Source organism: Agrobacterium sp. GD03872 (assembly GCF_029840625.1).
In the GTDB taxonomy this organism is placed as follows: Bacteria; Pseudomonadota; Alphaproteobacteria; order Rhizobiales; family Rhizobiaceae; genus Agrobacterium; species Agrobacterium fabrum_A.
In genome coordinates, this window is record NZ_JAOCCY010000003.1 from 14840 (window position 1) to 35959 (window position 21120).

Below are 21120 nucleotides of genomic sequence, written 5' to 3' on the forward strand. Positions count from 1 at the left end.
CGAGGATGACGGAGAAAGGCGGTTAACTCACCCGCCAGAAATCGATGGCGCGCGCCTTCAATCACCGATCCCGGAACCGGTTGGTGATCGGATAACGCCGGTCACGCCCAAAGTTCTTCTTGGTGATCTTCACGCCCGGCGCCGATTGCCGGCGCTTGTATTCGGCGAGATAAAGCAGATGCTCCACCCGGTGCACCGTCGCCACATCATGGCCGCGCGCGAGAATCTCCTCGACCGACATTTCCTTCTCGACAAGGCATTCCAGAATATCGTCCAGCACCGGATAGGGCGGCAGCGAATCCTGGTCGGTCTGGTTGGGGCGCAATTCGGCCGAGGGCGCCTTGGAAATGATATTGACCGGGATCACCTCGCCGGAAGGGCCGAGCGCGCCCGGCGGCACATGGGCGTTGCGCCAGCTGGAAATGGCATAGACCTGCATCTTGTAGAGGTCCTTGATGGGGTTGAAACCGCCATTCATGTCGCCGTAGAGCGTGGCGTAACCCACCGACATTTCCGACTTGTTGCCCGTCGTCACTACCATCGAGCCGAACTTGTTCGAGACGGCCATCAAAATGGTGCCGCGCGTGCGGCTCTGCAGGTTTTCCTCGGTAATGCCCTCTTCCGTGCCCTCGAAGAGATCGGAAAGCGCCGAGAGGAATCCTTCCACCGGCTCTGAAATCGGCACGATATCGTAACGGCAGCCCAGCGCCTTGGCGCAATCGGCCGCGTCCTTCAGCGATTCTTCCGAGGTATAGCGGTAAGGCAGCATGATGCAGCGCACCCGCTCCTCGCCCAGCGCATCGACGGCAAGGGCGGCGCAGATCGCCGAATCGATGCCGCCGGAAAGGCCGAGAACCACGCTCTTAAAGCCGTTCTTGTTGACGTAATCGCGGAAGCCCAGCATGCAGGCGCGGTAGTCCGCCTCCTCGCCTTCGGGAATCTTCGAGAAAGGTCCGCTTTCGCAGCGCCAGCCGTCTGCCGTGCGTTTCCAGTCGGTGACGGCAAGTGTGGCCTCGAACTGGCTCATCTGGAAGGCGAGCGTCCTGTCGGCATTGAAGCCAAAGCTCGCGCCGTCGAACACCAGCTCGTCCTGCCCGCCCAGCTGGTTGGCGAAGACGAGCGGCAGGCCGCTTTCGATAACCTGCCTGAGCGCCACCTGATGGCGCACATCCAGCTTGCCGCGATAATAGGGCGAACCGTTCGGCACCAGCAGGATTTCCGCCCCGCTTTCGGCGAGCGTTTCGCAGACACCCATATCGTTCCAGATTTCCTCACAGATCGGAATGCCGATCCGCACACCCCGGAAATTATAGGGACCGGAAATCGAACCTTCGGAGAAAACGCGTTTTTCGTCGAATTCACCGTAATTCGGCAGGTCGATCTTGTCGCGCAGCGCGATGATCTTGCCGCCATCCAGAAGCGCCACCGAATTGTGCCGGCCCGTCTCACCCTGTCGCGGAAAACCGATGACGATGCCCGGCCCGCCATCGGCGGTTTCCGCCGCCAGCTCCTCGACAGCCTTCAGGCATGCTTTCAGGAAAGCCGGCTTCAGCACCAGATCTTCCGGCGGATAGCCGGATATGAACAGCTCCGTCAGGAGCAGAAGATCGGCGCCCTGCGTCGCCGCATCGGCCCTTGCCTCGCGCGCCTTGGCGAGATTGCCCGCCACGTCGCCAACGGTGGGATTGAACTGCCCGACGGCAATCCGGAGATGGTTCTGGATATCGTGTCTGTCGCTCATGACTTTTCAATACCGCGCCCGTGGCCGCTCCGCAACGCGGCAATTGCATGGCGCCGCCCGTTACGCTTCGTCCGCGCGCGTTCACGCTAAGGTTATCGCCGCACCGGCCAGACTCTTCAAAGTTCATGTCGCGTTCATCGCGCTTATGTGACAGTTACATGACACTTTTGCGACACCCGATTCATCTCCCCGGATCGGCCGTGCCGCCTGCAATACCGGAGTATGGGTTTGAGAGATTCGGCGCCAAAAACAACGGCTTCCGAAAAGGCTGGTTTCGTCTTTTCGCCTGCATGGACAAGGAGCCTTTCCAAGCTTTCGGGCATCGCCTATCCGCTTGCCAATCTGACGGTCGCCTCCGTCATGCTGGTCGTGGCGCTGGAATGGATCGCCCGTGGTTCGCTCCATGATATCGGCGCCTTCCTCACCTCCTCCGCCCGCCCCGGCATGACCACCATTGCCGCCGTGCTCGCCCTTCTCGTCGCACTCGATGCGCTCCTTGGCCGGCGTTACCTGTCGCTGATCGCGGTTGCGCCGCTCTGCGCGCTGACCGGGCTGATTTCCGCGCAGAAACAGACCTATCTCTCCGATCCGCTCTACCCATCCGACCTTTTGTTCGGCCGGCAAATCCTTGAGCTTTTGCCCACCATGCTGAAGGCGCAGCCCATGACAGCCGTGCTGTTGGGGCTCGGCATCTGCGCCACCATTGCCGCGCTTGTGGCGTTATGGCTGCTGGCGCGCCGCCATTCACCCGTCCTGCGCTGGCGCGAACGCGCAGCAGGACTGGTGGTGGCGCTGCCGCTTCTTGCCGGCCTCGCCTCGCTGATGGATTATTCGCATTATTCCTGGCTGCGCGATCGCCTCAACATCATTCCCATGATGTGGGATCAGCAGGAAAATTACCGCCATAACGGCTTCCTGATGGCCTTTGCCTTCAATATTCCGATGGCCAATGTCTCGGCGCCGCAGGGTTACGGCGAAAACACCATTGCCGACCTGACATCCGAACCCGCCGCCTTCGCCGCCAACAAGGGCGATTACCCCGATGTCATCATGCTGATGAGCGAATCGCTGTGGGATCCGACGCGACTGGAAAATGTGAAGCTCTCCGCCGATCCCATGCCGACGATCCGCGCCAAACAATCCGGCAATGTCTTTTCCCCGGAATTCGGCGGCATGACGGCGAATGTGGAATTCGAGGCGCTGACCGGCTTTTCCAACGCCTTCCTGCCCTATGGCAGCATTCCCTATCAGCAATATATCCGCCGCCCGGTGCCGTCGCTCGCCAGCTTCTTCCGTGGTGAAGGTTATTCCGCCATCGCCATGCACCCTTTCCAGGAATGGTTCTGGAACCGCAAGCAGGTCTACAGGAATTTCGGCTTCGAGGAATTCCGCTCCGAAGAGACGCTGCCGGCCATGGAAAAACGCGGCAACTTCGCCTCCGACGATGCGCTGATGGACGAGATCATGGCGACGGCCGAAAAGGCGCAGAACCCGCTCTTCCTCTTCGCCGTCACCCTTCAGGGACATGGTCCCTACGAGGCGGGCCGTTATGCCGCCGATACCGTCGGCGTGGAAGGCGATCTTTCTCCTTCGGCATCACAGGCGCTCGCGACCTATTCGCAAGGGGTGGTGGAGGCCGACGAGGCTCTTCTGAAACTGATGCGCTGGGCCAAGAAGCGCGACCGTGAAACCATCATCGTCCTCTTCGGCGATCACCTGCCGCCGCTCGGCCAGACCTTCGTGGAAAGCGGCTACATGCCGGGCATGGTGGCCAGCCGCCGCGCGCCGCTTGAGGTGATGAAGAAGGAACACGAGACGCCGCTCGTCGTCTGGTCCTCGAAAAAGGGCGTGCGCAAGAATATCGGCACCGTCAGCCCGGCGCTTCTCCCCTATCACGTGCTGAAGACCGCGGGCTTCTCCGATCCTTTCTATACCGGCACGCTGGGCGAAGTGCAGCAGGCCTTTTCCGTCATCGACCGGCATATGCTGGTGACGACCGACGGCAAGGCCCTGCCCGACTGGTCTATAGCGCCCAATGCCGTTCCCGACGTGGTGCGCGACTACCGCCTGCTGCAATTCGACATGATGTTCGGCCAGCAATACGGTCGCGAGCGCTTCTTCCCCGGTTTCAACTGGCTGCACGAGGGCGCGCCATCGGTCTGATGTTTTTCGGCGGGGACGCCTGAACCGCATGGCGGCGGAAATCGTTTGAATTCCACCGCCATGCGGGTTTATCTCGGGAAACATCCGCATCGCCCCATCAGCACCGGAGAAACACCGTGCCAGATATCTCCGACTACATCATTTCGCATTTCAAGCGTTCCTCCCGTGAAATCGGCGAGGTGGAGCGGCGCATCCTCGAGCTGTCGCACCAGAAGAAGCTGGTTTCGAGCGATATCAACGCGGAATTTTCCGCCGGCGCCAGTTTCGGCGACAGGCTGGCGGATAATATCGCCAAGGTCGGCGGCTCCTGGGGTTTCATCCTCGCTTTCTGCTTTTTCCTGATTTTCTGGGCTGTCATCAACACCATCATCCTGACGACCGGCGCCTTCGATCCCTACCCCTTCATCTTCCTCAACCTGCTGCTTTCCATGCTGGCGGCCATTCAGGCGCCGATTATCATGATGTCGCAGAACCGTCAGGCCGCCCGTGACCGTTTCGAGGCCGCCAAGGACTACGAGGTGAACCTGAAGGCCGAGCTTGAGGTTCTTTCCCTGCATGAAAAGATCGATGTGAAAGTGCTGGCCGAACTGGCCGCACTCCGTCAGGACCTTGCGGCACTTCACCGCCATGTCACCCGCAAGGAAGACTGACGCCGGAAAATTCATCCCCGCTTTTCCCCACCCCGCGACGCGCTGTTAGATTAAACGCAGTCCCGCCGGGTGGACGCCAGACGTGGCGGAAACCGAGGGACGGTCCTGGTGGTGGAACGCTGGCAACGTTCGTGGAAAGGACCATTTCGCAAAAGGCCGTGCACGGCCCTTTGCGAGATACGGCATGGTGAAAGACCCGGCTGCGCAACGCATCCGACCCACACCAACCTCAACCGAAGCGCAGCCGGGCAATCGCCCGATGCACCCTGAGTATCCCCGACCGGCAACGCCGGGCGGGATGAAGCTGTTGGGGGTTTAGGGCGTTTCCATTCCCAAGAAACCGAAAGTGCGTGGGGCTTACCCCCCTCTGCCCTGCCGGGCATCTCCCCCACAAGGGGGGAGATCGATCTGCGGCACGGTCTCGTCCGACACGAAGCTTGAGATTGAAGCAATAAAGATGCGTCTTGCCGATCTCCCCCCTTGTGGGGGAGATGCCCGGCAGGGCAGAGGGGGGTAAAGCCCCGCGCTCCTAGCCAAGTCGAAATTCACCCCAGTTACGAATCCGTCAGATTCTTGCGCTACAGATTGACGCAGGCGTTTGTTGCATTGCACTCTTGCGGGCAAGGCTGAAGGGGAATCACTCCCCATCGTCAAAATGGCATCACGACCATTTCGCGGCGACGCCACGCCGGATGCGACATCCGGTCATTGCAATGCATTCTATTCCGGGGTTTTTCATGCACCAGTTCGATCTGATTGTTGTCGGCAGCGGTCCGGCGGGAAGACGGGCCGCCATTCAGGCCGCCAAGCTCGAAAAAAAGGTTCTGGTCATCGAGAAGGGCAGCCGCGTCGGCGGCGTTTCGGTGCACACCGGCACCATTCCATCCAAGACCCTGCGCGAAACCGCGCTCAACCTCACCGGCTGGCGCGAGCGTGGCTTTTACGGCCGCGCCTATCGCGTCAAGCAGGAGATCGATGCGGAAGACCTGCGCCGTCGCCTGCTCATCACGCTGGATCACGAAGTGGAAGTGCTGGAACACCAGTTCGCCCGCAACCGCGTGCAGCACATTCGCGGCACGGCGAGCTTCATCGACGCCAACACCATGAAAGTGGTGAAGAGCGACGGCGAGATCATGACCGTCACCGCCACCTCCATCCTGCTGACCATCGGCACCCGCCCCTACCGGCCGCCGCATATCCCCTTCGATGGCGAGGCGGTGCTCGATTCGGACGAGATTCTCGAGATCAAGGAACTGCCGCGCTCGATGATCGTGGTCGGCGCCGGCGTCATCGGCATCGAATATGCCACGATCTTCAGCGCGCTCGACACGCAGGTGACGGTGGTGGAGCCGCGCGAAACCATGCTGGAATTCATCGACAAGGAAATCGTCGAGGATTTCGCCTACCAGCTGCGCGACCGCAACATGAAGCTGATCTTCGGCCAGAAGGCGGAAAAGGTGGAGCGCGACGAAAGCGGCAAATGCCTGGTCTCGCTCGGCAATGGCCGCGTGCTGAAGGCCGAGACGGTGCTGTTTGCCGCCGGCCGCGTCGGAGCCACCGATACGCTCAACCTTTCGGCCTGCGGGCTGGAGGCCGACAGCCGCGGCCGCCTGAAGGTCGATCCCGAAACCTTCCAGACCTCGGTGCCGAACATCTATGCCGCCGGCGACATCATCGGTTTCCCGAGCCTTGCCTCCACCTCCATGGAACAGGGCCGCATCGCCGCCCGCCACGCCGTCGGCGCACCGGCCGGCGAACCGCCGCAGTTCTTCCCCTATGGCATCTATGCCGTGCCTGAGATCTCCACCTGCGGCCTGACGGAAGAAGAAGTCATCGAACGCGGCATTCCCTATGAATGCGGCATCGCCCATTTCCGCGAAACCTCGCGCGGCCACATCATGGGCCTCGACAGCGGGCTGTTGAAGATGATCTTCTCGCTGAAAACCCGCCGCCTGCTCGGCGTCCATATCGTCGGCGAAGGCGCGACCGAACTGGTGCATATCGGCCAGGCGGTGCTGAACCTGAAAGGCACGGTTGAATATTTCGTCGAGAATACGTTCAACTATCCGACGCTTGCCGAGGCTTACAAGATTGCGGGGCTCGATGCATGGAACCGTATGGGTGAGATCAAGAAGGATTGAGCGGAGTATTCGGCGGAACTGCCAAATGCCATGCGAGCTTTTGCAAGTCATAGCCTCCCCTCCTCGCCAACGCGCGTTTGATGCGGCGTCCAGCCAGTCCAAGTCCTTGGGTCGAAAAGCGTCTTCCCGCTGCGGAGATACCAGACCTCTCCGTCGTCATCCTCGGGCTTGACCCGAGGATCCACAATCCGGTGCACCATGGATCCTCGGGTCAAGCCCGAGGATGACGCCGAGTTTTCAGACACCCCGCTGCGCGCGGAACCGCACTCACCACCGAATGCTATACCGCGCACTTACCCCCGGCCGGAAATGATCCGCATAACCCTGATCGAGCGTCCCCCGCACAGTCAGGTGATCGCCCAGTTTCTGCTCCACCGCGACACCGCTGCTGAACTCGTTGAAGCTGTTGCGGCTCGCCCCCGTCAGGATGAAGGCCGTGCCGGTTTCCGAACGGGAAAGGCGCAGCGACTGCGACACATCCAGCCCGTTCCATTGCTGCGCCGTGCCATCGTAACGCACGGTGAAATTGCGGTTCGCCTCGATATCCAGTTCCGGCGTGACGATGCGCTTCTGCTGCGAAGTCACGGAAACGCTGCTCGACCCCGTCAACGCATTGACGATCACACCAACATCGCGCGCAAGCGAGACGCCTGGCAATTGTTCGGCCAGCAGCGTGACATTGCCCCACAGGCGCACCGGCGCATCCACCACCTGCCCCGTCTTCGAAGCGCTCATGCCCATTTCCAGCCCCGCCCGGATCGGCGTATCGACCGGCAGTTTTGCGCCGATACGGGCGGTATAGGACCGGTCGGAATTCTTGACCGGCTTCCAGATGAGTTCCGGCTCGTCGGCATGGGCGGCAGTTCCCGCCAGGGCATAAAGAGCGATGAAAAGGGCGGAACCCATTCGTGGCGACATATCTTGTCCCCTGGCAAATTAAGGGCGCACCGGGAGAACCCGGCAGGCTCGGTAAAAGCTTAAGGCCAATGGTTTGGCAGCGATAAGGCCGCGCAAGAGCGGCACATAATGCCCGAACGACCGCATGCAGCGGCCAGGGCAAATCATGCTGCGCAGGGTGCCAGATGAACGGGAGATGAACAAGAGCAGATGCAGCAAAAAATCATGCTGCACTGCATTGTGATCGAAACGAAGGTACGGAAGCGCCCCGCGCTGCTAGTTTCCTAAAGCTGGGTCAACGCAGCGGGCCAGAATATCATCGACCACCGTGTCCAAGGATCTCGATGAATCAATGACCGTCGCTTTAACGGGAAGGTCCTCTTTCGTCGCATGGAGTTGCAGGACAAATTCACCTTCGGCCGATTTTCCACCGAACTCGTCCTCGGCCCTCTCCATCAGCCGTCGTCGTAAGGTCGCGGCGTCGACATCCAGAACGAAGACCTGATCGAAGCGGTCTATGAAACGCCGAAAATTCCGCGATCCGCCGCAGAAGAAGGTGACTACGTGACTTCGATCTGCCGCAAGCTCCTGCACTTTTTCGACATCCCAAAGATGATGCCGGTGTCGTAAGGCAATATTCCCATCGTCTTGAAACAGGGGGAGAGCGAGCGGCACGCCTGTTTCAGGATCGCCCTTGTAGGCAAGTTCACGGTCGCCGTGGATGACATGATAACCACGCCGCTGGAGTTCCGTTGCCACCGAAGTTTTACCGGTACCGGAAACACCCTCGATCAAATAGTTTCTGACGCCCATGGCACGGCCCTTCAACATTCAGCAGCCTCGCGGCGATTTGTCTACACCTTCGGTTCTGCCGCCACGATCTCTAATTATAGCGATCCAGAATAACGCAACGATGTCAAAAGTCCGAACCGGGTGGGCAATACCGCCCGTAAACCGGATACCCAAAACCAAAAGGCCGCAGCTTTCGCTACGGCCCTTTGTTCAATCAGCTTGCACTGAAGAAGATTATTCGGCGTCGCCTTCAGCGGCCTTCTTCTTGGCCGGAGCCTTCTTCTTCGGAGCGGCTTCTTCGCCTTCAGCGGCGTCGTCAGCCTTGGCAGCAGCCTTTTTCTTGGCCGGGGCCTTCTTCTTGGTTTCCGTCGCTTCTTCGGCGTCGTCAGCCAGAATCTCTTCCTTGGAAACGGTCTTGTCCGTTACCGAGATTTCGGAAAGCAGCTTGTCGATGACCTTTTCTTCGAAGATCGGAGCGCGCAGCGAAGCGGAAGCGCCGGGGGTGTTGCGGAAGAAATCGAGGATTTCCTTCTGCTGGCCCGGGAACTGCTGCAGCTGCTGGAACAGCGCGCGCTGCATTTCTTCTTCGGTCACTTCAACGCCGGCCTTTTCGCCGATTTCGGAGAGAACGAGGCCAAGACGGACGCGGCGTTCAGCCAGCTTGCGATATTCTTCGCGGGCTTCTTCTTCGGTCGTGTCTTCGTCAGCGAAGGTCTTGCCCGACTGGGCGAGATCGGTGTTGATCTGACGCCAGATGTTGTCGAACTCGGCATCGACGAGGCCAGCCGGCGTGTCGAACTTGTACATTTCGTCCAGCTGGTCGAGAATCTGACGCTTGACCTTCTGGCGGGTGACGTTGCCGTACTGGCTTTCGATCTGGCCCTTAACGATTTCCTTCAGCTTTTCAGCCGATTCGAGACCGAGCTTCTCGGCCAGTTCGTCGTTGATTTCAACGGCAGCGGCAGCAGCGACTTCCTTGACGGTGATGTCGAAGGTGGCGTCCTTGCCGGCGAGGTTCGCAGCCGGGTAATCGGCCGGGAAGGTCACGGTGATGGTCTTTTCATCGCCGGCCTTGACGCCGACCAGCTGGTCTTCGAAGCCGGGGATGAAGCGGCCCGAACCGAGAACCAGCTCGGCATCTTCAGCAGCGCCGCCGTCGAAGGCAACGCCGTCAACCTTGCCGAGATAGTTCATGGTGACGCGGTCGCCATCGGCGGCCTTGCCCTTCTTGGGCTCAAAGGTACGGGCGCTTTCGGCGATCTTGAGGATCTGCTCGTTGATTTCGTCTTCGGAGACTTCAACAACTTCGCGGGTAACCTTGATGCCGTCATTGGCCTTCAGTTCGATGGCCGGAATGATTTCGTAAGCAACGGTGAATTCGAAATCGGATTCGGCCGACAGGATCTTTTCGGCTTCCTGCTCGTCTTCGGTCATCGAGATAGCAGGCTGCGTCGCAGACTTCTCGCCGCGGCTGGAAAGGATTTCGGAAGGCTTTTCACGAACCAGCTCGTTGACGAGGTCGGCCATGATGGACTTGCCATACATCTTCTTCAGGTGGCCCATCGGCACCTTGCCGGGACGGAAACCGTTGATGCGAACCTTGTCCTTGGCGTCAACCAGGCGCTCGTCCAGACGGGCCTTCATGTCGGCGGCCGGAATAACGACCTTGAGTTCGCGCTTCAGCCCTTCAGCGAGCGTTTCGATAACCTGCATTTTCCTAACCTTCACATCATGGCGGCGGTGCTCAGACAGCCGTTGGTTTACTTTCGAGCACTGCGCCGGAAACATCGTTGCCCGGCCGTGGCTTCCCTTATTTCTTTACACAAGCGCCTGCCGGACACCATTTAGCCTGCACCGGAGAAAAAGACCAAAGGGGAGAAATGAACCCCGAAGCTCCCCGCATCCTATAAAGATGCACTCTGGCGCAAGCGTGGCGCAGCCATGCCTTGCTTGTGGTGCGGGTAGAGAGACTCGAACTCCCACGCCGAAGCGTTGGTACCTAAATCTAACTCACGCCCTATACTGCCCACAAACATGCAGTAAATTCAATCTGTTAGCTTTCGCCTCGATCTCTATACTTACACTTGTGTCACGCTGAAATGGCACAATGTGTCATGTGTCACGCCTGCGTTTCGGCCCCCTGATACTCTGACATGCGCTGAATGGCAAGACGTTTGCGCTCAGCAGATGTATGGGCATAGCGCTGCGTGGTTTCGATGCGCTTGTGGCCCGCGAGTTCTTGGACCGTGCGAATGTCGGCCACGAGGAGCATATTCGTGACGAACGTGTGTCGCAGGACATGTGGCACGTAGTTGCGATCATCTGTCATCTTGAGATCGCTTTGCATCTGCTTCCAGTGATCGCGGTACCATTGCGGCTTGTGAGTGAACAGCTTGGCATCTGGATCATTGAGGGGCTTCGAGCGGCGCTTGAGGATTTCCTTGGCGCGGTCTGTGAGGGGAACGTCACGATTGTTCCCGGCCTTGGTGTCGTAGGTCCAGAGATCGGCCTGTTCAGCGTCCCTCTTGGTGATCTTCAACACCTCCCCCTGACGGAAGCCTGTATCGAGCGATATGATAATGTAGTCCCTCAGTTCGTCTTCGGCTCGATCCTCGCACCACTTCAGCATGGCGTTCAGTTCCTCGTCACCGTAGAACCTGACGCGGCATTGCCGCTCCTTAATCAGGCCGACCGGGAAGAGGTTGTCGAGCTTCTTCAAATTGAAGGCTTCCTTGCACATCGTCGAGAAGGCGGCGAGCTTGCGGTTGATGGTGGCGTCTGAGCGCTTCCATGCCGCGACCTCTTTCTTGATCTTCAAGGTGTCCTCGTAGCAGAGACTTTTGACGGGACGCTGAGGCCCCAAAATCTCGATTACGTGGCGACCATTGAGAGTTGAGGTCTTCTCTGCCTTGGTTCCTCTCCATCGTGTTTCCACAACTAAATCGAAGAGGTCTTGGAGGGTCATTTCCGGCTCGGTCGATTTCACTCCGACCTCATATTCACCGGACATTAGAGCGGCTTTCGTTTTGGCTTCCCAAATCTCGGCCTCATGCTTCGTCGGGAAATCCTTTCTTACGCGCTGTCCTTTCCATGAAACAGCGGCTTGCCAAGAGGCCCCGCGTGGTTTAACTGGCATCGCACTTCCTTTCGTTGCCCAGTTGGCGGAATTGGTAGACGCAACGGTTTTAGGTACCGTCGCTGAGAGGCGTGGGGGTTCGAGTCCCTCACTGGGCACCACTTTCTAAGCAATTCAGTCTACCTCCGAATTGGTGGCACCCATTAGCTGCTCTATGCGGGCAGCTAAGAGTTTTCCTGTTGGTGTCAGGAAACAAACAACGTTGCGCTGATCTAAGGGGTCACGCTCAGTTCTGATAAGCTTGAGACCTTCAGCACCACGCCGACCAGCCCAGTCTCCGAGATCGCCTAAGGCGCGGCTCACTGAGGGCTGAGGAATGCCGGTATTCTTTCTAAGCTCGGATGAGGAAATGCCCTCCTTCGCGGCTATGCAGGTGAAAACCTCAAGGGCCTGCACCGATATGCCTGCTTTGCCGTCTTGAAGCTGTCTCACCTCTCCAAGCACCGCTGAAAGGCGAGAAAAGATTGTTCTAGGCATAGTCAAAGTTCCTCTTGATCGACCCACCACGGGCCGGAGTACGCGAGGAACTCATACACCCGTGATTAGGTTTTGACAACGTGCAACGCGAAGTAGCACCGACCTACCCAAATCTCAACTTCCGAGCCTTGGCGGCGGTAATCGAAAAAGTGAGTTAAGATGCGGGATGAATTAACCTCCACATACACCTCAAAACGCTTTGTTTTCTTGAAAAAACGCACTCTGTTCACCTCGTCCGATGTTCTCGTCTTGTTCACGTTTTACAAGACCCCTTGGCTATACCCCTAGCCCGCCATACCGTGCAAGTTGAAATTCAACCACTCGTGGATGGTTTTATGGCTTAAATACCCATCAAATCATTGTCATAGCGGCCCCATGCGTATGGTCTTGTTAGACTTTTTTAACGTTTGGTTTCTGGGTTCGCAGAACTCGAATTAACAAACGCGCATAGCTGCTATGCATCACCGCATATCTTCTTTGAGTCGGACTTGATGGCCGAAGGCTGGTAGTCATTACCAAAAACGAAGTAGAAACAGACGGTTAGTCATGCTGCAAATCAGCGCTTGGCCGACAATATGGCTAATTGTTGACAAAGGCTGTGAATTACTGTGGATACACCACGACCATCGGGGGCTTATAATATTTGCCCCCTAGGTTTCGGCCTTCTGGCCTCATCAGGTGGTTTCAGGCGTGGGCTGCCCAGTGCTGAGCGTCCCGGCAAACTCAGCGGCAATTTCAACCGCTGGCCGCACAAGTTCTGGGTATTCTGTGAATTTCGAGAAGCTGAAATAGCTCAGCATCGACGGGACAAATTCCCAGTCAAAGCACAAGCTGTCCGTCACCTCTTCGCTTAGGGCTGCCCAAACAGCTTCGATCTGGGAAGCCATGTGGAGGCAGGCATAGCGGGAATGGACGGCCCCGCGATTGTCCCGGTATTCGGTCCATGCGGTTTCCGTGTCTGTCTCCAGCCAAGCTTCCCAGATGCAAAGGGCTGTATGGGCATGGTCGAGGGTCAAGGTCTGGGCCATTCACGCCTCCTTCGCCAGTGCATCGGCCCTTGTCGGTCCCGCTGCGGCTTGGTCCCGGCTTGCCGGTCGTCCATAGTTGCGCCCTCTCCCGTCGATCAGGTCGCGTCCCTCAATTGCCGCCATTGCCCGGGCGTCTACTCGGTCGGTCGTCATTCAAGCCTCCTTTAGGCAGCCATCATCAGCCACGGGATGCCAGCCCATGGGACAGGCCCGAGAGAGCCTGTTTCGGCGTGTTGAAGGGTCATGCAGTGATTGCGTAGCCAGCCAGAATAAGGGCCGCTGCTGCCGCTCGTTCGCGGTCGTAGCACTGGGACTTAGTGAGGACATCGCCCACGCACCGGGAACGTTCCGGTTGACCATCACCCCCGAGAGTGAGTTCCAGCCAGAAGCGGCGCTGATAGTCCTCATGCTTGTGAGCGGTGAATTTGGCGTATTTCTCCAAAGCCATTCACGCCTCCTTGTTCAGCTTGCGAATGGCCGCGTCTATGGCCGCCTGATTGTCGGCAGTCGTGACAATCTTGAGGTCTTTTCGCTTCCAAGCGCCGCTATCGAGATAGCCCGCAAGCTCGACCTGAACGCATTCCCGATTGTAATCCCCGAACTCGGGCGACCACCGGCCATCAATGCGGACGGCCAATGTGTAATACTTCCTCATGCCATTTCCTTTCATTCCGGCAGCCATCATCAGGCGAGCCATGCCAAGGCCCGCGACAGGCCCGGGAAGAGCCTGTTTCGGCGTGTTCAGAGGGGATTGCGGTTGAGCCAGCAGGCGCAGGCGAAGACGATGAGCGCCCACCCGAGGAGGATGTTGACGAAGATATCTTGATGCATTTGATCCACCTGTGAGTACGTTCAGGCGCAGAAAACCGCCACGCCATCGTCAAGCTCGACAGCGCTTGCTTCGTGCGTCAGGTCGCGGGCATATGCCTCGTAGTCGAAATACTGGGCAAGCGGGTGATCGTCTTTGATATCGTGAGCGCGCAGCATCTCGTCTGCCGTTTCTTCGGCATAGGCGCGGAAGCTCTCATAGACGCCCATGAAGTTGTTTTCCAACTCGTCCGCAGCGTATTCGACCGAACCAAAATGCGAGACGATGGCGGCTATATCTTCGCCGCTCATGCTGTGTTCTTCGGCAAGCACGACAAACGCGGCAATTTTATCAAGGCCGGGATATTCGCCCAGAGAGGACGGTAGACCCTCGTAATCGTGGATGGCCCATTCTTCGGCGCTTGGCACCTTACCAGTGCAGTTGCAGCGCCCGCAGCGGTCATCAATCACGGCAGCGGTGTAACCTTTACCCTCGCAGACGGTGCATTCCACCATGACGTTAGGGAAGCGGCTTTCTCGCAGCATGGCGGAAACCTCTTCCTGCATCTCGTCAGCATCAGAACTCGCATCGATCCACCGACCGTGCAGCACGCCATTGTTATAACTCGCCAGACAAGCGGCATAGAAACGCATCTCTATCTCCTTCACTAGACGCCCCTTGCGGGCAGGTTTGGGTTTGATTAGGATGCTGAAGCGGGAAGCCCGAAAGCCTCCCGCCCCTTCACTAGAGGGCTAGATAAAGGGTCACGGTAAGCGACACCGTGGCCTTTTTCGTTTTCCAGCGAAGGGTGATTGACCATGTTGTCATGGCAATTCCTCCAGCGTTGCCCCTGTATCGTCGAGGCTTCCGAGTGCGGGCATTCATGGGCCGTTCGTCACGGCCAGCAAGCGCACCACTCAAGGCAGCGCTTAGGCTGCCCTCAATGGTAGGCTTGAGCGGGACTGGACGCCCCGCCAAGGTATTCACGAGTGGTTACGATTGGGCGCGCTTAGCCAGATAGTCGCAGCGGGCAATCGCGATTGAGAGGCCGTTAGGCGTCTTGGCGTATGCGCTATCGCTGACGCTGTGAGTGGCCCCGATCTTGTAAACCGTGTAGCTGTCCCGTTCACGGCCTACCCAGTAGTTCCCGGCTTCATGCATGATATCGGCTTCGGTCATGATTACCTCATTCACGGATGGATGGTTTCGGCCATGCTTGGCCTCATCAGCGGGGCAGCAACAACCCCGTACCTATTCAATTGTCAAAGAACCCTGCCCCGTAGGTCAGCCCCGCCTCGTCTCCGATTTGGTGAGGGCAATGTATTCACATGCGGATTGATTGGCAACCATTGGAACCTACTTACCAGTGAATTATTTGATAAGCCATTGATTTTGATTCGATCTTTTTACGATCGATGGCCGCTAAGGCTGCCTATGTGTCACGTTAGGAGGGTCGAAAAGGCATTATGCCAAGGCGATTTGTGACAGGATGAGGTGTCGTTTAGGTGCGGTAACGCTCCAGCCAATCGCCAAGCTGTTCATTCACTTCGTCCACGGTCTCAAGGATGGCATGGTAGACGATACCGCCATTCAACACGATATTCACCCTTCCCGGCTGTTCTGGGACTTCCTCAACAGCGATCACGTTTAGCGGGTTGATCACCACTATCCTAGCGTTGTTCCCTTCCTTGTCGGCCACGGTGAAGCTAGGGAGCTTGCTATCTGGGCCAGTAGAGGAGCGCATGACGTGTCCTTATGGTGTAGTTGAGGGGCCACGAAAAAGCATAATACACCCCATGAAAAAGAGGCAAACAAAAGCAACGACACAAGCCAGCCTCAGGCCCCCAAGCCTGCCCTAGCGGTGCCACATAGGCTTATCTTTAGATCGATCATCTAATGCGATGCGCAATGATTTCAATACGTTAGCCATCATGTGTCACCATCATGTGGCATTGAGGCTGCCCCAGAGGCCCGGAAAGGCTCGTCGAGGAGGGGCAGCGGGGGGATTTGGCGCGGCTGTTATTCTGATCTGACCTCAGAAATTTTTAGGCCAAACATTTGGGGAGCCTTCAGGCCCACATCATGGCCCCTATAGCGAGGCCCAGACCAACACCTACGGCCAGCCAGAGAAACCACTGACCTTGGAACTCGGTCTTGTTAGGTCCGTACTCCTGGCTCATTTGGTGGCCTTCTTGGGGGCGAGAGCAGCGTAGCGTTCGCAGCCCCCAATGTTGCCGTCTACCTTGGTCTCGATCACGATACCTTTGCTATCCACCACAAGGTCGAGCTTACAATGGTAGTCGTAGCTCTCGGTCGTCGTGCCTTGAACCTGCGTGTAGATCGCCTGCCCGCCTACGTAGGTCGTGGCGGTGTTGTAGGTCGGTACCGTATAGGAGCCTGAGTTCTGGTTCAGCCAGCTATAAACGGTATGGCCTGCTATCTTCCTCTCTTGGTCGGGGAAGCCTAGTCGCTTGAATGCTGTCTGGTAATGCTGCCCCTTAAAGGTGTTAGCTCCAGCGTCTATTTGCTCTGAAGTAACACAGCCAGCGAGCGCAGCGAGAATGGCTGTGGCGGCGGCCACGCGGATGAGTTTCATGAAGTACCCCCTTGATTGAGTAATCACGAATACACAACCGGGGAATCGCCCTCAAGCCCCCTATAGGTTACCTTAAGGTTTCTTTTGGGGATCAAGGAGGTGGATGGGGGTTTCTTCCACCTCCATCCATCCTAAAGATCATTCGGAGGGAAACTCTTTTTCATCAGTCTCCCCCTCCTCCCCTTTAGTATTCTCTCCTAAAGGATGGGGTAATTAAGGGTTGGTCTTCAACCGATGTTGAACCATCTCAGGTTGTCATCGTTGGTCCTTCCGAAGACGGTCTCCGAGAAGCTCTCAAGCTCGCGCTTCAGCATCTCAGCTCTGTGGTCTTCAGCCGCCTTGTCGGTGTCTCGGGCCATATGCTCCACCCAGTAGGTGACAGCGATAGCCAGGGCATCGAGGCGGTCGTCATTGATCAGTGCGCCCCGGTCGCGTGTGATGCGCGTAAGCTGGTAGAAAAGCTGCCTGTGAGGCTCAGCCTCGAAGTCACGCTTAACGACCGCGCTATCGACCACAAGGCGGTGCTGGTTCAACACAGGCTCCAGAACATCGCAGATGCGGCGCTCCTTCTGTGTGGAGTGCTTGACCTCTTCGATGGTGACCGGATGAACGCGGGTGAAGACAGGCTTCAGGAGCTGCGTGAACATGCCATCACCGAAGTTCGCTTCGACGATCACGCGGTTGACGTTATGGACCTTGCCGAGTGTGGCGAGAGCCTTCAGCGTGGTTTCCGCATAACCCTCCTTGAAGCCGCCTGACGCGACTAGGAAGAGGTTGCCGTGAAGGATTTTGACGATGGCATAGGCCGTCTCGTCACCTCCCTTACCGGAGGGGTCAATTGCCATGACCGAGCCGGAGTATTCCGCCATCTCGTTCGAGGTCCACATAGGACGATGGAGACGGTCACCCTGAAGGCCCACGCTCGGGAGATCGGAGATGATCTTCTCAGGGTCGTTGCACCACACCAGCTTAGCCGGGGCCATGCGCGGATCGAGAGAGCTTACGATGAGATCGGAGAGCTTGAGCGGGTACTTGTCCTGATCGCTCAACGAAGTGTCGAGCATGAACTGGAGGGCGAACCCCGAGCGGCCATAGGAGGCTTCACGCTCGATAAGGTCTTGTTCCGCAAAGCGTGCGGGATCGACTGGATCGCGGGCCTGAGCGCCTGCCTCGATCATCTTCATGACGAAATCAGAGAGACCGCCGCGATAGCGCTCGATGTCGTTAGGGACACGTGCAGGCCATACGCGGATTTCATAGCCGCGCTCAGGGAGGCGGTTGTAAAGGCTCATCTCGGTTTGCGGGGTGCCGAGGTAAATAATGCGGCTCGTAGGGAGCGGCTTCAGGATAGCGTCGAACTCCTTCACGCGCTCGGAGAGCTGGTCGCGCTGGAGCTGCGTCATGGAGTTGTTGGGAACCTCAACGTCATCCGCGATGATGATGTCAGCACGCGAACCGGCGAGCTGGCCTGTGATACCCACTGACTTGATCGAAGGAGAGTGCGAGTTCCTCGCGGGGCCAACGTCAAAGGCCACCATCGAATCACGCTGGCCGGGGCGAGCGCGTAGGTGAGCCAAGATCGGCATCTCTGCGATGAGGCGCTTGGTGAAGCTGGAGAACTGGTCGGAGCGGTCTTTGGAGGCCGAGACCACGAGAATGTTGAGCTGCGGGTTACAGTAGAGAAGCCAGACCACGAAGGCCGAGGTGACGTAGGACTTACCCACGCCTCGGAAGGCTTCGATCACACAGCGCTTGGGGCCGTGGTGGAGGTAGTAACCGATGTCGTATTGAACGGCTGTCGGAACGGGAAGGTTGAGGTGCTTCCAGACCACAAAGAGGAAGTTTCGGAAGTCTGCCTTCAGCGGGTCGATGGTGGCCTGCTTGGGAGCGGCCTTGTGGTTTCCGGGGGGATTTAGAATTGCCATTAACGGCCCTTGGGAGGCCCGTAGACGCAAACAAAAAGGCAGGCTCAGCGATTATGCCGAGACCTGCCTAGCGAGCGTGGAGGCTGCGTTATGCGCCTTTGGGGAGTTGTTGGAAACGTGAAGTCTAGCGGGAGTTGCTTGACGATGTTCTCATTCTGTTCCAATCATGGGCGCATGGCTGGAAGCTTGAGAACATTAGAAGAGGCAGCACGTCACCGAATGGTGATTGTGGTTCACTGTCGGGGATGCAAACGCGAAGGACGCTTCCTTGCGCGTGATCTCGCCGCGAACAAAGGATGGAACAAAAGCCCGTGGAGCTTGAAGTTCAGATGCACAGGCTGCCAAGGCACGGACATGAAGATCGAGCTAGAGTTTTTCGATCCTGACCCTAGAGGCGTTCACATCATTTGGAAGCCGGTCGAGGTGAAGGATCAATGACGTGCCGTGTCCTCGTCGCCCGTGAATGGCAAGCTATCGGTCAACTGCTGGAGCGGTGAGCCTTCCTTCGGAATGGCGTCGATGTTGTTGTCCTTGAGAAACTGTCTCGCAACGTTCAGCTCGGCTGCCGTCACATCTCCGCTTTTCACCTTCTGGAGGAGTTTATCCGCCAGCTTCTCATGGAGTTCGGAAAGGGTCTTGTCGAGGGTCATTACTTGTAACTCAGGTATGCGCTGATCGCGGCGACGATCAACGAGAAGATTGCAATGAGGGTGGTGAGGAAGGTTTGACTGGTCGACGAGGTGGCCTTGAGGGAGGCGATATCCACCTCCCCCGCCGACATGCGCCCTTCGAGCTGGTCGATGCGCTGCGATTGCTGCGATGACAGGCTGATAAGGGTATCGACCTTGCCTTCCACCCTGCCGATAAGAAGCAGGGCTTCAGTGCTATTGGTTTCCATTGGTCCTGCTATTTGATTTCTGAGGCCCAAGCCCAAAGGTCATCGAACTGCTCCTCGGGGATGCCCTGCATTTCGCGAAGGGTTTCCACGGCGGGGCTAAAACGGTCGTAGCCTTCAAGAGGTGGCTCAGTGAGTTCGATGCGAAGAGTATCGGCCTCATCTTGATCTTCCAAAGTGTCGAGAGAAGCCAGAATAGATGCCTTGGTAATGTTGACTTCTTTCGCCATAAGCCAGAGCTGACGGGCGGAGATTTTATGCAGCCGAGCCTTCCGAGCCTCGTCCTTTCGGAAGGCGCTCAGTTCGGTGGCATAGGTCTTTGCCAGAGAGGCGATCTCCGCGACTGACGGCTCAGGCCCATCGACAGCCCAAGAAGCTATAATGGCAGGGCTGATACGTTCGGCGCTATTGCGCTTGACACGATGGGCGCACCAAAAGTCCACACCATGAACTGCGGATGGAAACAGCTTACCGATCAGGAAGGCAAGATCATTCGAGGACAGATCGTAGGGCAGATCGTCCGTATTGAAACGGTCATCCATTAGTCGTTGTTCCTCAATTGGATTGCGCGGAGATAAACGATGTTTGAGCCTCTGGAAGCTCGCAGTCCGACCAATACATAGGGGCTTGGCGCATCTGCGCTCCGGTCTGCGTATTGCGGGTCGATGGAGCCGAACTCCCAAAGTCCGCCATCGTGATACGGTCGCCCGCCCTTCGCGGAGAAGCGGTCAGACAGCCAGCCGTAAGCGGATGCCCAAATGTGCCCATCGTTGCGAATGCGGAAGCGATGCGTTCCGTTGTGAAATACGTCGAACTCGTTGTTATTGGGTTGGGCCTGAACTCGCCAATTGTAATCGCCCGTGTAGCCGTTTGGCGAGAAGTCGATGATACATGCAGCATTAGCTACGGCTCGAAGCTCAAGAATCGCGGCATTCGAGGGAGGAACGATATTGAGAGCGCCCGTCATCGTGTCACCGGCCTTGGAGACCTTCTGACCTAGTGCCGTATTCATCGTGCCTGTCGTGGCATAACCGCCCAACATCGTGTCGATGACGGTCTTCGTGTAGAAACTACCGTCGATCTGAACCTTCGTGTAATAGGTCGCGGGGTCGAACGAGGCAGCATCTTCCGCCGACTTCTTGGCGGCAGCAGCGGACGCAGCGGAAGCTTCCCGGTCCAAGCCAGTCTGCACCCTATCGGCAGCCGTAGCGGCACGATCAAGCTGCGTCTGGTTCTTGTTTGCGATGGCGTTTGCTTCCGACTGAGCGGCAGCGGTGGCCGAACCAGCAGCGGCATTCTTCGATGCCAGGGCGGCGGCGGCCTGTTGTGCGGAATTGGTAGCGGACGCTTCAGACTGCCCCGCAGAGTTTGCAGCTTCGTTCGCTTTCTGGGTAGCGATTGCTACCTGAGAGGTAACCCCTGTTTCGACGAAGTTCTTTGTCGCCACGTCCTGAGCGTGGACGGGATTAAGGACGTTCGAGATACGGCGATTGAGAGCCGAAAACGAGCCATCCTCAGTCACGCCGAGGGATGCTTCCCCGAGGTCAAACGCCTCCTGAGCGAGATAGAATACCTGAAGGGCCGAGAGGTCGAGATCGCTTTCAACAAGCGTCGAGCCATCCACGAAGTCAACCAGAAGGGTGTCTCGCGGGGTCACGCGCCGACGATCAACGACCGCGTTTACAGCGGGTGCGGTGGCGAGCTGGATGGAGGTTTCAGAGAGCCACGAATAAGGGACAATCGCGCCCTCGACGCGCACCTGAACGTGCGTCTTGGAAATGTACGGGAACGGGACGCTGAATACTCGCGTCACGCCATCCCCGAGAGATTGCGCATAGGCAAGAGGCATGAATGCTCCTGATAAGAGTTCC

The 21120-nt window shown here is 57.8% G+C and carries 22 protein-coding genes, 1 tRNA gene and 1 other RNA gene; 4 read left to right on the forward strand and 20 right to left on the reverse strand.

What is annotated here, in order from left to right:
- Positions 1-61 precede the first annotated feature (61 nt).
- Positions 62-1741: an NAD+ synthase gene (locus tag N5D22_RS07550; RefSeq protein WP_279658780.1), complete on the reverse strand. Its 1680-nt coding sequence runs from the start codon at positions 1739-1741 to the stop codon at positions 62-64.
- 222 nt (positions 1742-1963) lie between these two features.
- On the opposite strand from N5D22_RS07550, the gene N5D22_RS07555 reads away from it, so the two are divergent.
- The 3 genes from N5D22_RS07555 (at position 1964) to sthA (ending at position 6695) form a co-directional block, all read left to right on the forward strand.
- The gene (locus N5D22_RS07555; protein ID WP_279658779.1) at positions 1964-3904 is read left to right on the forward strand and encodes an LTA synthase family protein; all 1941 of its coding nucleotides are present in this window, start codon (positions 1964-1966) and stop codon (positions 3902-3904) included.
- A gap of 116 nt (positions 3905-4020) precedes the next feature.
- The gene (locus N5D22_RS07560) at positions 4021-4554 is read left to right on the forward strand and encodes a DUF1003 domain-containing protein (RefSeq protein WP_279658778.1); all 534 of its coding nucleotides are present in this window, start codon (positions 4021-4023) and stop codon (positions 4552-4554) included.
- 737 nt (positions 4555-5291) lie between these two features.
- Positions 5292-6695, forward strand: coding sequence for a Si-specific NAD(P)(+) transhydrogenase (sthA, locus tag N5D22_RS07565; protein ID WP_279658777.1), 1404 nt, complete (start codon positions 5292-5294; stop codon positions 6693-6695).
- A gap of 267 nt (positions 6696-6962) precedes the next feature.
- Here sthA and N5D22_RS07570 read toward each other — a convergent pair whose 3' ends face one another.
- From N5D22_RS07570 to N5D22_RS07585, 4 genes are all read right to left on the reverse strand, one after another.
- Positions 6963-7613, reverse strand: a complete 651-nt coding sequence (locus tag N5D22_RS07570; protein WP_279658776.1) for a hypothetical protein — start codon at positions 7611-7613, stop codon at positions 6963-6965.
- A gap of 255 nt (positions 7614-7868) precedes the next feature.
- On the reverse strand, positions 7869-8405 hold the full coding sequence (locus N5D22_RS07575; protein WP_279658793.1) for an AAA family ATPase: 537 nt from the start codon (positions 8403-8405) through the stop codon (positions 7869-7871).
- 213 nt (positions 8406-8618) lie between these two features.
- A complete protein-coding gene (gene tig / locus N5D22_RS07580) occupies positions 8619-10097 on the reverse strand; it encodes a trigger factor (RefSeq protein ID WP_279658775.1) in 1479 nt (492 codons plus the stop codon).
- Positions 10098-10503: 406 nt separating this feature from the next.
- Positions 10504-11520, reverse strand: a complete 1017-nt coding sequence (locus N5D22_RS07585; RefSeq protein WP_279658774.1) for a site-specific integrase — start codon at positions 11518-11520, stop codon at positions 10504-10506.
- A gap of 16 nt (positions 11521-11536) precedes the next feature.
- On the opposite strand from N5D22_RS07585, the gene N5D22_RS07590 reads away from it, so the two are divergent.
- Positions 11537-11621 (forward strand) — tRNA-Leu (locus tag N5D22_RS07590).
- Positions 11622-11634: 13 nt separating this feature from the next.
- Here the strand turns inward: N5D22_RS07590 and N5D22_RS07595 are convergent.
- The 15 genes from N5D22_RS07595 to N5D22_RS07665 all read right to left on the reverse strand — a co-directional run bounded on the left by N5D22_RS07595 (position 11635) and on the right by N5D22_RS07665 (position 21098).
- Positions 11635-11997 (reverse strand): MarR family winged helix-turn-helix transcriptional regulator, encoded by a 363-nt coding sequence (locus N5D22_RS07595; protein WP_065656124.1) that lies wholly within the window; start codon positions 11995-11997, stop codon positions 11635-11637.
- Positions 11998-12671: 674 nt separating this feature from the next.
- Positions 12672-13025 (reverse strand): hypothetical protein, encoded by a 354-nt coding sequence (locus N5D22_RS07600; protein WP_279658773.1) that lies wholly within the window; start codon positions 13023-13025, stop codon positions 12672-12674.
- Positions 13026-13178: a hypothetical protein gene (locus N5D22_RS07605; RefSeq protein WP_279658772.1), complete on the reverse strand. Its 153-nt coding sequence runs from the start codon at positions 13176-13178 to the stop codon at positions 13026-13028.
- Between the two features lie 10 nt (positions 13179-13188).
- Positions 13189-13256: hammerhead ribozyme type II (locus tag N5D22_RS07610), an RNA gene on the reverse strand.
- A gap of 10 nt (positions 13257-13266) precedes the next feature.
- On the reverse strand, positions 13267-13473 hold the full coding sequence (locus tag N5D22_RS07615) for a hypothetical protein (protein WP_279658771.1): 207 nt from the start codon (positions 13471-13473) through the stop codon (positions 13267-13269).
- Positions 13474-13680 (reverse strand): hypothetical protein, encoded by a 207-nt coding sequence (locus tag N5D22_RS07620; protein ID WP_279658770.1) that lies wholly within the window; start codon positions 13678-13680, stop codon positions 13474-13476.
- A gap of 197 nt (positions 13681-13877) precedes the next feature.
- Positions 13878-14486 (reverse strand): antirestriction protein ArdA, encoded by a 609-nt coding sequence (locus N5D22_RS07625; protein ID WP_279658769.1) that lies wholly within the window; start codon positions 14484-14486, stop codon positions 13878-13880.
- Between the two features lie 340 nt (positions 14487-14826).
- Positions 14827-15012: a hypothetical protein gene (locus tag N5D22_RS07630; RefSeq protein ID WP_279658768.1), complete on the reverse strand. Its 186-nt coding sequence runs from the start codon at positions 15010-15012 to the stop codon at positions 14827-14829.
- Between the two features lie 322 nt (positions 15013-15334).
- The gene (locus N5D22_RS07635) at positions 15335-15577 is read right to left on the reverse strand and encodes a hypothetical protein (protein ID WP_279658767.1); all 243 of its coding nucleotides are present in this window, start codon (positions 15575-15577) and stop codon (positions 15335-15337) included.
- Positions 15578-16009: 432 nt separating this feature from the next.
- On the reverse strand, positions 16010-16429 hold the full coding sequence (locus N5D22_RS07640; RefSeq protein WP_279658766.1) for a hypothetical protein: 420 nt from the start codon (positions 16427-16429) through the stop codon (positions 16010-16012).
- Between the two features lie 227 nt (positions 16430-16656).
- The gene (gene terL, locus N5D22_RS07645; protein WP_279658765.1) at positions 16657-18354 is read right to left on the reverse strand and encodes a phage terminase large subunit; all 1698 of its coding nucleotides are present in this window, start codon (positions 18352-18354) and stop codon (positions 16657-16659) included.
- 431 nt (positions 18355-18785) lie between these two features.
- Positions 18786-19004 (reverse strand): hypothetical protein, encoded by a 219-nt coding sequence (locus N5D22_RS07650; RefSeq protein WP_065656117.1) that lies wholly within the window; start codon positions 19002-19004, stop codon positions 18786-18788.
- Positions 19004-19252, reverse strand: coding sequence for a hypothetical protein (locus N5D22_RS07655; protein ID WP_174008572.1), 249 nt, complete (start codon positions 19250-19252; stop codon positions 19004-19006). The genes N5D22_RS07650 and N5D22_RS07655 overlap by 1 nt, the downstream gene beginning before the upstream one ends.
- A gap of 8 nt (positions 19253-19260) precedes the next feature.
- Positions 19261-19791, reverse strand: a complete 531-nt coding sequence (locus N5D22_RS07660; protein ID WP_174008573.1) for a hypothetical protein — start codon at positions 19789-19791, stop codon at positions 19261-19263.
- On the reverse strand, positions 19791-21098 hold the full coding sequence (locus tag N5D22_RS07665; RefSeq protein ID WP_174008574.1) for a phage tail fiber protein: 1308 nt from the start codon (positions 21096-21098) through the stop codon (positions 19791-19793). The genes N5D22_RS07660 and N5D22_RS07665 overlap by 1 nt, the downstream gene beginning before the upstream one ends.
- Between the last annotated feature and the right edge of the window lie 22 nt (positions 21099-21120).

What these genes read in the sequence shown, in the direction of transcription:
- N5D22_RS07605 (WP_279658772.1), bottom strand. Translation starts at nt 13,178, where the DNA reads ATGACGACCGACCGAGTAGACGCCCGGGCAATGGCGGCAATTGAGGGA.
- terL (WP_279658765.1), bottom strand. Translation starts at nt 18,354, where the DNA reads ATGGCAATTCTAAATCCCCCCGGAAACCACAAGGCCGCTCCCAAGCAG.
- N5D22_RS07570 (WP_279658776.1), bottom strand. Translation starts at nt 7,613, where the DNA reads ATGTCGCCACGAATGGGTTCCGCCCTTTTCATCGCTCTTTATGCCCTG.
- N5D22_RS07550 (WP_279658780.1), bottom strand. Translation starts at nt 1,741, where the DNA reads ATGAGCGACAGACACGATATCCAGAACCATCTCCGGATTGCCGTCGGG.
- N5D22_RS07650 (WP_065656117.1), bottom strand. Translation starts at nt 19,004, where the DNA reads ATGACCCTCGACAAGACCCTTTCCGAACTCCATGAGAAGCTGGCGGAT.
- N5D22_RS07665 (WP_174008574.1), bottom strand. Translation starts at nt 21,098, where the DNA reads ATGCCTCTTGCCTATGCGCAATCTCTCGGGGATGGCGTGACGCGAGTA.
- N5D22_RS07640 (WP_279658766.1), bottom strand. Translation starts at nt 16,429, where the DNA reads ATGAAACTCATCCGCGTGGCCGCCGCCACAGCCATTCTCGCTGCGCTC.
- N5D22_RS07655 (WP_174008572.1), bottom strand. Translation starts at nt 19,252, where the DNA reads ATGGAAACCAATAGCACTGAAGCCCTGCTTCTTATCGGCAGGGTGGAA.
- N5D22_RS07635 (WP_279658767.1), bottom strand. Translation starts at nt 15,577, where the DNA reads ATGCGCTCCTCTACTGGCCCAGATAGCAAGCTCCCTAGCTTCACCGTG.
- N5D22_RS07625 (WP_279658769.1), bottom strand. Translation starts at nt 14,486, where the DNA reads ATGCGTTTCTATGCCGCTTGTCTGGCGAGTTATAACAATGGCGTGCTG.
- sthA (WP_279658777.1), top strand. Translation starts at nt 5,292, where the DNA reads ATGCACCAGTTCGATCTGATTGTTGTCGGCAGCGGTCCGGCGGGAAGA.
- N5D22_RS07585 (WP_279658774.1), bottom strand. Translation starts at nt 11,520, where the DNA reads ATGCCAGTTAAACCACGCGGGGCCTCTTGGCAAGCCGCTGTTTCATGG.
- N5D22_RS07620 (WP_279658770.1), bottom strand. Translation starts at nt 13,680, where the DNA reads ATGAGGAAGTATTACACATTGGCCGTCCGCATTGATGGCCGGTGGTCG.
- N5D22_RS07660 (WP_174008573.1), bottom strand. Translation starts at nt 19,791, where the DNA reads ATGGATGACCGTTTCAATACGGACGATCTGCCCTACGATCTGTCCTCG.
- N5D22_RS07615 (WP_279658771.1), bottom strand. Translation starts at nt 13,473, where the DNA reads ATGGCTTTGGAGAAATACGCCAAATTCACCGCTCACAAGCATGAGGAC.
- N5D22_RS07595 (WP_065656124.1), bottom strand. Translation starts at nt 11,997, where the DNA reads ATGCCTAGAACAATCTTTTCTCGCCTTTCAGCGGTGCTTGGAGAGGTG.
- N5D22_RS07555 (WP_279658779.1), top strand. Translation starts at nt 1,964, where the DNA reads ATGGGTTTGAGAGATTCGGCGCCAAAAACAACGGCTTCCGAAAAGGCT.
- N5D22_RS07600 (WP_279658773.1), bottom strand. Translation starts at nt 13,025, where the DNA reads ATGGCCCAGACCTTGACCCTCGACCATGCCCATACAGCCCTTTGCATC.
- tig (WP_279658775.1), bottom strand. Translation starts at nt 10,097, where the DNA reads ATGCAGGTTATCGAAACGCTCGCTGAAGGGCTGAAGCGCGAACTCAAG.
- N5D22_RS07575 (WP_279658793.1), bottom strand. Translation starts at nt 8,405, where the DNA reads ATGGGCGTCAGAAACTATTTGATCGAGGGTGTTTCCGGTACCGGTAAA.
- N5D22_RS07630 (WP_279658768.1), bottom strand. Translation starts at nt 15,012, where the DNA reads ATGACCGAAGCCGATATCATGCATGAAGCCGGGAACTACTGGGTAGGC.